This window comes from Prosthecobacter gellanilyticus, from assembly GCF_007992435.1.
Classification (GTDB): Bacteria; Verrucomicrobiota; Verrucomicrobiia; order Verrucomicrobiales; family Verrucomicrobiaceae; genus Prosthecobacter; species Prosthecobacter gellanilyticus.
On record NZ_BKAG01000089.1, the window covers coordinates 1 to 10651 of the forward strand.

7 protein-coding genes are annotated in these 10651 nt (G+C 61.4%); 4 read left to right on the forward strand and 3 right to left on the reverse strand.

The genetic code is table 11. The annotated features are described in order from the left end of the window. The coding region (locus BGE01nite_RS29490; RefSeq protein ID WP_218033122.1) for a hypothetical protein at window positions 1-481 on the forward strand (481 nt) is incomplete at its 5' end. Window positions 482-491: 10 nt separating this feature from the next. Here BGE01nite_RS29490 and BGE01nite_RS28020 read toward each other — a convergent pair. The 3 genes from BGE01nite_RS28020 to BGE01nite_RS28030 all read right to left on the reverse strand — a co-directional run bounded on the left by BGE01nite_RS28020 (window position 492) and on the right by BGE01nite_RS28030 (window position 3278). Further along, complete coding sequence (locus BGE01nite_RS28020; RefSeq protein WP_146856130.1) at window positions 492-1208, reverse strand: hypothetical protein; 717 nt, start codon at window positions 1206-1208, stop codon at window positions 492-494. A 188-nt stretch (window positions 1209-1396) separates the two neighbouring features. After that, on the reverse strand, window positions 1397-1726 hold the full coding sequence (locus BGE01nite_RS28025; RefSeq protein ID WP_146856132.1) for a hypothetical protein: 330 nt from the start codon (window positions 1724-1726) through the stop codon (window positions 1397-1399). 235 nt (window positions 1727-1961) lie between these two features. Further along, window positions 1962-3278, reverse strand: a complete 1317-nt coding sequence (locus BGE01nite_RS28030) for a hypothetical protein (RefSeq protein ID WP_146856134.1) — start codon at window positions 3276-3278, stop codon at window positions 1962-1964. 369 nt (window positions 3279-3647) lie between these two features. On the opposite strand from BGE01nite_RS28030, the gene BGE01nite_RS28035 reads away from it, so the two are divergent. The 3 genes from BGE01nite_RS28035 (at window position 3648) to BGE01nite_RS28045 (ending at window position 10539) form a co-directional block, all read left to right on the forward strand. Further along, entirely contained in the window at window positions 3648-4424 is a 777-nt protein-coding gene (locus BGE01nite_RS28035; RefSeq protein WP_146856136.1) for a PEP-CTERM sorting domain-containing protein, read from the forward strand. 513 nt (window positions 4425-4937) lie between these two features. Next, window positions 4938-9080 carry an outer membrane protein assembly factor BamB family protein gene (locus BGE01nite_RS28040; RefSeq protein WP_146856138.1) on the forward strand — a complete coding sequence of 1381 codons (4143 nt, stop codon included), beginning with the start codon at window positions 4938-4940 and terminating at the stop codon, window positions 9078-9080. A gap of 133 nt (window positions 9081-9213) precedes the next feature. After that, window positions 9214-10539 (forward strand): homoserine dehydrogenase, encoded by a 1326-nt coding sequence (locus BGE01nite_RS28045; RefSeq protein WP_146856140.1) that lies wholly within the window; start codon window positions 9214-9216, stop codon window positions 10537-10539. The last annotated feature ends 112 nt before the right edge of the window (window positions 10540-10651 follow it).

Genomic DNA, 10651 nt, shown 5'->3' on the forward strand with positions numbered 1-10651 from the left:
CAGTGATCCGGCATTCCTCAAGACGGCCGAAGAGTGGTTTTCCGTCCGGCCAGACATTCTGGTTTTGATTCGTTATTCTCATGCGGGGGGAAACCGGTCGTTTGAGTTGTTTTCGTCGTTTCAAGAGTTCACACAGAAACTACGAGAGCTCACTCCCCTGACCTGTGTCATTGTCTTCCGGCAGGTGCAGCTTCCCTTCCGAGGCGTAGTGGAAGATGATCTCATCGCCAAGTGCCTCCAAGGGATTCCAGAAGGTGCCGCGTATTTGGTCACTGAGACGGTTCGCCGGGTCTATGGCAAAGCTTCTTGGTTTCACTACAGCGACGGGGAGTCGCATGCGGAACTGCGAGAGTCTCTCGAGGATTGTCGAGGCGCGCCAGTAGCAGCGGGTCTTTATCCTCCCTGGCTTCATGACTCCGAAGATGTCATTTCTGCGGTTGTTCCAGGTGCTGACGGGGTGGTGCGATCCGGGGTGTATTGACAGGAGTCTTTCAAACCATAGGCTTGCCGCGACGCAGGCTCTCCAATTCCCGCTTTAAGGGCTGCCAGTAGGCTTGATCTTGGAGTCGCTCTTGCCGCTCTTCATGCTCCATGGCTGTGGTCAAAGCTGCAAGATCTCCTGAGATGGCATGCACTATCAGGCCTCGTCGGCGTTCTGCATCAGTAGCGAGCTGGGGATGCGCTTGAGAGAGGGCAAGCAACAGTTCTGGCGTTCTTAGCTCTTCGAACCAGAAAGCCAGTTGCTGCGGAGTCGGCGAGGTGTGGTTGGCAAAGTAGTTCGCCTCCACCAACCGGCGGATCATGGGCCAGTCCTTGTCTCGTTGGGTCTTCTTTGCCCGAACGAGGTCGGGAAGGGAGAGAACATCGCAGAGCGTTCCATCATCCATCTCCAGCGTAGTCCGGCGTTCCCATAGTGTTTGGAAATCTGGCACACCTCTCATCCGGGACATCACATCAACCCTCATCCCTGCGGCATCGGGATGCTGACAACGAAAATGCACTGCGTGACCTGCCTCCAGGTATTGAAGAAGAAAAGGCGGGACGGCGATGACTTCTGCATCGAGCGCGCTCATGCAGTTGGTTAAACGCTCGGCATTGTCCTCGCTGGCGAGGATCACCAGGTCTGTGTCACGGCTAAACTCCGCTGCGCCGTATAACACGCATGCCTGACCGCCCATGAGCAGGCAGCGGACCTGGTGCTCGCGCATCGAAGAAAGGACTTTGCGTATCGGGTTCGGGATCAAGGGAGCCTCCAAGTGCAAGGTAAGTCTGCCAGAGACGGGAGGTCTCTGTCCAGCGTTGAGCTGGAGTCAGCCGATACCATTCGGCCCACTCTTCGCCCACGAGTTCTTCGGCGCTGATCATGAGGGGAGTTTAGACTCCGGGCGAGAGTTCTTCAACAGTGCTGTGACGACACCTGCTGTTCGAGGTGTTCGCAGATATTGCGGATTTCGTCGGGATGGGGCTGGCCGTCTTTGGGGCTGATCCAGAGGGCGTCTTCGTAGGGGTCGCCTTCGATTTGGATGGTGTGGCCGTTTAGAATGAACTCGGCGTAGGTGCCGGAGCCGGTCCAGAGGTAGTGAGGCCGACGTGGGAGGATGACTCCGGGGATGCGGGTGATGTGGGCATACAACGGGCGATAGTTGATGCCGTAGATGTAGCCGTGGGTGTCGGTGCCCTCGATTGTCACTGAGGTGGTGAAGAGGGAGCGGAGCCAGGGGATCATGGGCGGGGCCTTTGAAGGTCCGAGTGGTGTGGATCAATGCAAGCCCAAGCGCGGTGAGGCCGGGTGGTGGGTGGTCATCACGCTTCTCGCGCCCCTTCGGGGCGCGGGCTTTGAGTAGGACAGGGCTTTGCTGTTGTCCGAGGGTTCTCAGTCGCTTCGCTCCCTTCACCCCCGGCTAATTTCTTGCGAGCCTCCGGCTCGCGAAACTGAGGGCAAGCTGGAAGCTTGCACCACCTTAGATGCAGGGGAGCATGATGGCATCACGCATGCCGTGGAGGATCTTTTTGTCGGCGGGGCAGACGGTGGCGAGGACGCCGCCGAGGTGGGTTTCCTCGGTGCCGACAGGGACGAAGTAGTAGGGGCAGAGGCGGACGCGGGACTTCATGGGGGCGGTGGCGCCCTTGGTGTCATCCCAGGCGGGGTGGTGGACGACCTTGGCGCGGTGGAAGCGCTGGAGGACGAAAGGATTGGTCGGAAAGCTGGTTAGGGCTTCATCGAGGGCGGCGGTCCATTCTTCCTGGGAGAGGTCGTGGCCGATGGAGACGCTGCGGGAACCCCAGCCGATCTCGGAGAAGCCGCTGATTTTGAGGACGAGCTCGCGCTGCTTGCTGCCGAAGCGTTTCACTTCGTCCCAGGTGTGGATGTTCAGGCCGGGGAGGACGGCATGAGGAGGAAGCGGGGCGGGATTGACGACCCAGCCCTGGGGGATGCAGCGGCGGAGGAGGGCGATGTGGTCGGCGCTCAATGCTTTTTCCCACCAGGACTGCAGGGCGGGGTTGTGGAAGAGGACGAGCCAGAGTTTTTCCTCGAGGAAGGCTTTCAGCGGCGGGGTGAAGATGATCTCGCCCTGCTCGGCCATGCGAAGCATTTCAAAGGAGAGGTCGACTTGATCGAGGTCAAAGAGCTCGAAGAAGCGGTAGATGCTGCTGCCGTGAAGCTCGCTGGGGGTGAGGTTCCAGGGGTTCATGACGCGGCGTGGGTAGCCGCCGGAGCGCTCGTTGAGCTTTTCGACGAGCCATTCCATCTCGGGCTGGTAGTCACCGGACTCGCGGGAGATGAGGATGTCCTCCTGGGGGAAGGCGGCGGCGAAGCCAGCGACCATGCCGTCCGCTCCGCCGATGACGGGCTGGCCGAGGGCGGAGTAGGTTTCATTCAGCCAGCCGGTGAGGCCGATACCGCCGGGGAGGGAATCGAGCTCGGAGATGGCGACGCCGTCTTCCGTGAGGACGAGGTCGGGGCGCAAAACGCTGGGGAGGTCGGCACGCCAGCGCTGGTTGCGACCGAGCTGGATGACGCGGGCGGGTTTGCCCTGATCTAAGAGAGGGGCGACCCAGGCGATGTCGGGCTGGGTGGAGTCGACACTGGCAAAGTAGAGGTCGTTGCAGGCACCCTGGAAGGCGCGGAGGGCGGGGCCGAGGTCCTGGATGAGCTTTTGGGTCTCGGCACTCAGGGGGAAGGCTTCGGGCGAAAGAACCCATTCTTTGTCCCGAAACATACCCTCGGTGGGCATGGATTGACGGATATGGGCGATGCTTTCAGCGGGAGACGACATGGACGTGAGCTGTATGGCAGATGTGGCACGTGCTCGAGAGGCTGCAATGGCTGTATCGTGTCGAGACTCTCAAAAACGAGCATACTGGGGAAACGGCTGGAGCGCGGAGAGGTGCGCAAAAGGTCGGCCAAGGGGGCATTTTTGTGTCATATCGCCATCAATCATAATTACCATACGATCCTGACTGTTTGAATCGCTATATGATCCTGACAGTTCAAGATTCTTTATTTTAACAATCAATTATGAAAATAAATTCATAATTGATATTTATCAGGTTGCGCAATTGCGGAAATTTTAGCAGAGTGTGCACAATTGAGTTTATTTATTGTGAATGTTTTCAAAATTAATAACCTGCGGTTGCTAGTCTTTATGAAAAACCTTCGAGTCCTCTTCACCACTCTCTCGGCTCTGGCCGTTCTGAGTTCTGCGACAGTCGCTCTGGCGACGAATCAGCCTGCCGACTGGGAGGCATGTAATTCTCCCCTCAAGGCTGCCCTGGCCATCTGGGACTTTGAGAACCAGATGACGGGCCAGTACGTGCCCAGCATCGCTCCGAGCTCGGTCTATCCGGACGTGATCGCCACGGACATCTATGGTCCGAGCAGCGCGATGACGGTGAATCAGGGTGGCAGCCAGTGGGGTGCCTTCGCCGGATTCCCCGCAGATGGCGAGCAGGGCACGGTGAGCTTTGACCTTCTCTACACCGGTGACTCCATGCTGAAGCTCTCCGGCTTCACGTTTGACGTCTATAGCGGTGGCGATGCGGCCGGTCTGCACGGTCCGACGAACTTCTTTGTGAATGTGCTGGTGAACGGCGGCCATGTCTGGCAGTCGGAGCGCATCGATCTCATCCCGGGTGCGGGCAACCAGATCCACTGGGACATCTCGAATCCTGATGGCAATGATTTCAACTTCGATGGTGACACGCTGGTGGGCTATGACTTCTCCTGGATGGAGCTGACCGATGGTGACAACCTCGCGTTCCAGATCGTGGCCGCCGGCGCGAACTCGGACACCGAATCGCTTTATATCGACAACATGACGGTGCTGGCCTGCGTGCCCGAGCCTTCCGGCGCGCTGCTGCTGATGGCGGCTGGCATGGTGCTGGTGTTCCGCATGCGCCGCTCACGGTTCGCGGCGATGTGATTTTTGGTTAGGCGTTTGGATTTGAAAAGCGGCCTGGGGTTCCCCGGGCCGCTTTTTTGTGGAGTGGTGGGGGAGATTTATGATTTACGATTTATGATTTGGGAAGGGGCACCGTGTCCAAAGGGGCCGCTTGGGTCACTTTTCGGCAGGCGGTGGAGGGTGGAGATTGCGGGGCTATGAGTGGAGATTTTTTACAGGAGTATTGGAGTTTTGGAGAATGGGAGAAGTGGCCTACGGAAGACGCGGAAAGGGACGGGAGCCGTTTACGGTTGTTTACAGTGGTTGACTGTTGTTTACGGTGGTTTGGAAGAGGGCGATCTGGCTCAATCCGACTGGATCCGACCTGATCGGACTTGGGGAGGAGGACTCCACTTTCGGGGAAAGGTGGCCACTTTGGGGGGATCCGAGCTAATCCGACCTGATCCAGGTAGTTTTTGGCGGTGAGGTTGGGGAAATTCGCGTTACTTTGGGGTTCCAGGAGTCTGTGAACCTGTGTTGAATCTGTCGGCTGGCATGTTTTCGCTTTTTACTCTTCCACTGATGAACCTGGGCTGCTGGCGCCGGATGGCGGTGGTGATGGTTGGTGTCTGCGGGTGCATGGCTTCAGGCTTGATGGGCCAGACGGCGGGAACCGGCGCTGGCGGTGGGTTTGAGAAGTCGTCGCTGGCGTGGCGGACGGCGCTGCATTTTGATCCGGGGGCGGAGGCACCGCTGAGGTCGCTGGTGGAGCTGTACCAGCGGGAGGGGCGGGTGACGGAGCTGGTGAGCCTGTATGCGCAGCATGTGGCGCAGTATCCGCAGGATGAAGGAGCTTCCGTGGTGCTGGCGCGGCTGTATGTGGCGCTGAAGGATCCGCAGGCGGCAGCTTTTGTGGAGCAGGCGCTGGTGAAGCAGCCGGCGAGCGCGCTGCTGAAGCATGTGCAGGCGGAACTGCAGATGGAGACGTTTGCGCCGCGGGCGCTGGACACGCTGGATGAGGCGGTGAAACTGGAGTCGAAGGTGCCGGCGCGACGCGCGCAGTGGCTGGGTGATCTGGTGAAGGCGGCGGCGCAGGCAGGACGGGATGATCTGGTGGCGGCGCGCATGAAGGCGCTGGTGGTGGAAAAGGTTTTCACGCTGCCACAAAGGGTGCAGTGGGCTCGTCGATGCCTGGAGGCTGGGCTAAAAAACAGCGCGGCGGAGGTGATCGCGGGGGCGGATGTGTCACAGCTCTCCGGTGAAGACGCGGTGGATGCGTTGTTTGTGCAGGCGCGGGTGGCGCTGGCGATCGGGAAGCGCGAGGAGGCAGCGGTGCGGGCACGCGCGCTGCTGGACATGCTGGCATCGGATCACTGGCGGAGGAAGGAGGCGGTGGCGCTGCACTGGCAGACGGCGGATGAGGCGCAGCGCACGGCGGCTTTGGAGGCTTCTGCGAAAGCCTGGGAGGCGGCTCCAGCAAGCGAGCCTGCGGCACTGTCGCATGGAGATCTGCTGATGATGGCGGGAAAGTGTGATGAGGCGCTGGGAGTGTGGAAGAAATCGCTGGAGGCACTGCCACCCTCGCGATTGATCGAGGAGCGCATCTCGGAGGGATTGCAGTCACTGCGGCGTGAGGATGATTTACTGAGCTTTCTGGCGGCACGTGTGCAGGCACAGCCAGAGCGTGAGGATCTGAAGCTGAGGCGTGCGCGGCTGATGCTGCAACTGGGCCGGACGAAGGAAGGTCTGGAGGCACTGGACGAGCTGCTGGCGAAGAGTGATGCGGCGCAGAAGATCACCACGTGGCTGCAAACGGCGCGGTGGTTGAGATTGCAAAATTTGTTCGGCGAATCAGCGCAGGTGCTGGAGGTGGCGCTGAAGGCGGAGCCGCAGCGCTGGGAGGTGCGGAAGGAGCTGGCGGAGGTGTATGTGCTGGAGAAGCGCGAGGCGGAGGTGGAAAAGCTCTTTGAACTGGAGATGGAGGCCGAGGTGACGCCGGAGGTGCGCTTGGAAGTGGCGCAGTTTTTGATCGCGCGGAAGATGTGGGCGCAGGCGCGGCGGCATCTGGAGATGTGGCTGAAGGGCAAGCCGGGTGAGTTTGATGCGCGGCTGCTGCTGGCGCGTGTGGAGGCGCTGGCAGGACAGAGGCAGGCCTCGGAAAAGCATCTGGAGGATTGTCGTGAGCTCTGTGATACCGAGGCACGCTACGCCGCGTGGCTGGCCGTGGCCTGGGAGCAGGCGACGGAGCTGGAGGCAACCGCGGAGTTTGTGGAGGAGGAGCGGCAGCGGCTCTGGCCCAAGGATGGAAAGACCTGGGATGCGCCGGGCCTGCAAAGGCTGGGGCTTCTGGCCGAACAAACAATGCAGTCAAACCTGCAAAAGGAGGCGGAGACACTGCTGCGCGCGGCTTTGGCAGATGCGGTGCTGCCGCTGGAGGCCAAGCGTGATCTGCGGCAGCGGTTGATCCGTGTGCTGGACGGGCGTGAGGATCAGCGGAAGGCGCAGGAGACAGAGATCCAGACGGCGCTGGCGGAGAGCGGCGAGGCAGGGAAGGGAGATCTCAGATTGAGGCTGGCGCTGATGTACTTTGATGCGCAGCGAATGGACCTGGTGAAGAGCACGCTGCTGGATCTGGAGGTGGAGCGCTGTGAGGACACGTCGCTGCTCACACGCGGTGTGACGATGGCGTGGCAGCTTGATCGTGCACCCGTGGCCGCGGCGATGGCGCAGCGTCTGGTGCGGCTGCAGCCGGATGAGAAGGCGCACTGGGTGAGCTGGACATCTCTTTTGGCGGAGTCGGGTGATGAGAGCACGCTGAGGCTGGCTTTGCGCGAGATGCGTGCGCGTGCGGTGGCGTGGAAGCTGGGCGAGGTGGCGCAGGATCATCTGCGCCGGCATCTGGCGGCGAGTGCCTGGCGGACGGTGGGCGCCACGCTGGCCGATCCGGAGCGTGACACAAGCGAGGCGCTGCTGTGCCTGCAAGATCTGGATCAAACGGAGCAGGTGCCGCAGCGAAGACTCTGGACTGCCTGGGCGCGGGGCATGCTGGCGCTGCGCATGATGGATGAAGTGGGGCTGGCCGATGCGCGCGCGGCTTTGAGCGGCAAGGAGGAGTGGATGATGCTGCCGGACGGTCTTTCCTTGTCCCTCAGCGAAGCGAGGCGCATGCTGGAACTGCCGAAGAAGAAGGTGCGCCGTGCGCCAGCGAGCCCGCCGGTGAAGGAGGCAGATTACTCGAAGCCAGGTGATCTGGTGTGGGCCTTCGAGCCCATGAATGGCGCGGATTTCCAGCGCTGGTGCATGACGCCAGACGGGCTGCGGATGGTGGTGCAGGATTCGCAGGGCAGGCTGTATGGGGTGGATCGTGGGAGCGGGAAGCTGCTATGGCACAAGCGGATGGGGGCGGTGGAGGCTCCATCAACGGGGCCAGCCCAGTATGTGCGCGGACTGGCCAGTGGCGAGCAGGTGAGCTATCCGAAAGAGTGGTGCGCAGGCACGCAGCACCTGTGTGTGGTGGATGAGTCAGGGCTGAGCTGCCTGAGTCTCGCTGACGGATCATTGGTTTGGCAGGTGCCGGCCGTCTCTCTAGGAGAAGGGGCGCAGGGCGTGCTGGCCCGTGTAGGTTTTGGCGTGCTGTGGTGGCGTGCGGCGCTGGGCCGGCTGGATGCTTACTCGATGGTGACCGGGAAGCTGCTGTGGACGCGTGAGATTCCGGCGCTCAATCAAAAGGAGCCGCTGAATCCGCAGAATCCCGTGTGGCTCACAAGCGGCATCTGCGCGGATGGCGAGCAGGTGATGGTGTGGGGGAATGGCACTGCGGTGGTGCGTGTGCGGGATGGCGCGCTGGTCTGGAAGGCCAGCATGAGCGAGGACGCGCTGAGCTTTCCTCTGCAGCTGGATGATTCCGCACCGAAGCGGAGTTTGGCGAGCATGCAAAGCAGCCTGTTCATTTCCGGGGCCTCAGGGAGGATGATGCATCATGGCGGGCAAGGTTTGACATCCTTTCAGTTAGGTCATGCGCTGGCGCTGCCGAGCTTCGGCTTTCCGGGCATGTATGGCGGCACCACCATCGCGGTGAGTCCGTGGCTGCAGTGGGGCGGGGAAGGCGTGCGCTGGCTGCAGGGAGACGGTGTGTGGCTGCTGGGGCAGAATGTGACCTCGGCACGCTACTCGGTGCTGGGTTTTCCCATGGCGACGAACAAGGCGCGGGGATCGAACTACCTGGGGACGAGCTCCGTGGTAGGTGCGGCCGGACGGGGGCTGGTGGTGACCTCCGAGAGCGGGCTGTACAAGGTGCTGCCGGATGGCCGCAGTCCGCAGCTGGCCTTGACGCAGGTGCATGATAATTCGCCGACGAAGCACCCCATGCCTGCTTCGGCCATGGACGGCACCACGGCGGTGTGCGCCACGGTGGAAAAGCTGCAGGTGGTGGATGCGGTCAGCGGCACCACGCTCTGGTCCCGGCCCTGGTCCGGAGAGGTGGCGGAGCTGATGGACCTGGCCCGGGATGAGACGCTGGGGGCATGGCAGAACCTGCGCTGGAGCTCACGCGGGGTGGCGCTCTACGATGGCCGCGGCCGCACGCTGATGCTGGAATGGCAGGCGCTGATGGCAGGCGGGGACATCATCGTGCCCGCTGGCACGCGGAAGCTGCTGTGCCTGAGGTGCGGGGAGAACCAGGAGAAGGGCAGCCAGTGACCCTGGGCTGCCGACCGATGATTCCCCAGGCCTGCGCCGGCGAAGCCGAACACGGGTGAGATTGCCCTTTGATCTTCCGGCGCTGTGCTGCATGACTAGCGCCCCCTTTTCAATCCTTTCCTTCCTCCTGCTCATGCCTGCCACCATCACCTCCCGCACCATTCACATCGGACTCGCCGGTCTGGGAAATGTCGGTGCTGGAGTTTACAAGAACCTGGATGCAAACCGTGACCTCATCGTGCAGCGCACGGGGGCGGACATCCGGGTGAAGCGGGTGATCGTGCGGGACATCTCGCGTGCCCGTGATGTGGAAGTGCCGCCAGACATGGTGAGCTCACGCTGGCAGGATTTGATCGATGATGCGGAGATCGAGGTGATCGTGGAATTGATCGGTGGCACCACCACGGCGTATGATCTCGTGTGCGCGGCGCTGAGAGCCAAGAAGACAGTGGTCACTGGCAACAAGGCGCTGCTGGCGGAGCGCGGGCAGGAGCTCTTTGCCCTCGCGGAAAAGTGCGGCGTGCCGATCTATTTTGAAGCCGCGGTGGCAGGTGGCATTCCGATCATCCAGGTGCTGCAGGAAGGCCTGGTGGGGAACCGCATTCTTTCCATCCACGGGATCATCAACGGCACCTGCAACTACATCCTCACACGCATGAGCCAGGCTGGCCTGAGCTATGCGGATGCGCTGCGTGAAGCGCAGGAAAAGGGCTATGCCGAGGCGGATCCAACGCTGGATGTGAGTGGCTGGGATGCGGCGCACAAGGCGATCATCCTGGCTTCCCTGAGCTACGGCTTCTGGATCCCGCAGGAGTGCGTGCATGTGGAAGGCGTGGACAAGATCGACATCGCCGACTTCAAGTTTGCCAAAAGACTTGGTTATACCATCAAGCTGCTGTCCGTGATCCGCGCGGATGAGAAAGGTCTGGTGGAGGTGCGCACGCAGCCGACGCTGGTGCCGCTGAGCCATGTGCTGGCGAGTGTGAGCGGCAGTTTCAATGCGGTGCTGGTGAATGGTGACATCGTGGGCGAATCCCTCTTTTATGGTCGCGGCGCGGGTCAGGACCCGACGAGCAGCAGCGTGATCAGTGATCTCTGCGAAGCTGCGGCGACACTGGTGTATGGAGCCCGTCACAGCGGCTTCGTGCCGCATGGTCTGTATGGCAAGAGCAAGCCGGTGGATGACACGGTGTCCCATTATTATCTGCGCCTGACGGTGGCGGATGAGCCAGGTGTGCTGGCGCGTGTGGCCACGGAGCTGGGCCGCCGGAGCATCGGCATCTCCTCCATGATCCAGCCGGAAGACCTGGAAGACACGAGCGGGCAGACTTCCCTCGTGCTCATGCTGCATGATGCGAAGCTGGGTGATGTGAAGGGGGCGCTGGATGCGATCCGTGCGCTGGACTGTGTCCGTGGCGAGCCGAGCTGGATGCGGGTGGAGACGCTGCAGGGATCGTAAGTTTGGAGCGGGGTGCGTTGCCGCCTAAGATCAGAGTGAAGCGACTATTCGAGCCGGGAGGTCTTCGGCTTGAAGGATGCTGGTAGGAAGAGGGCGCCGGTTGTGGTGGATC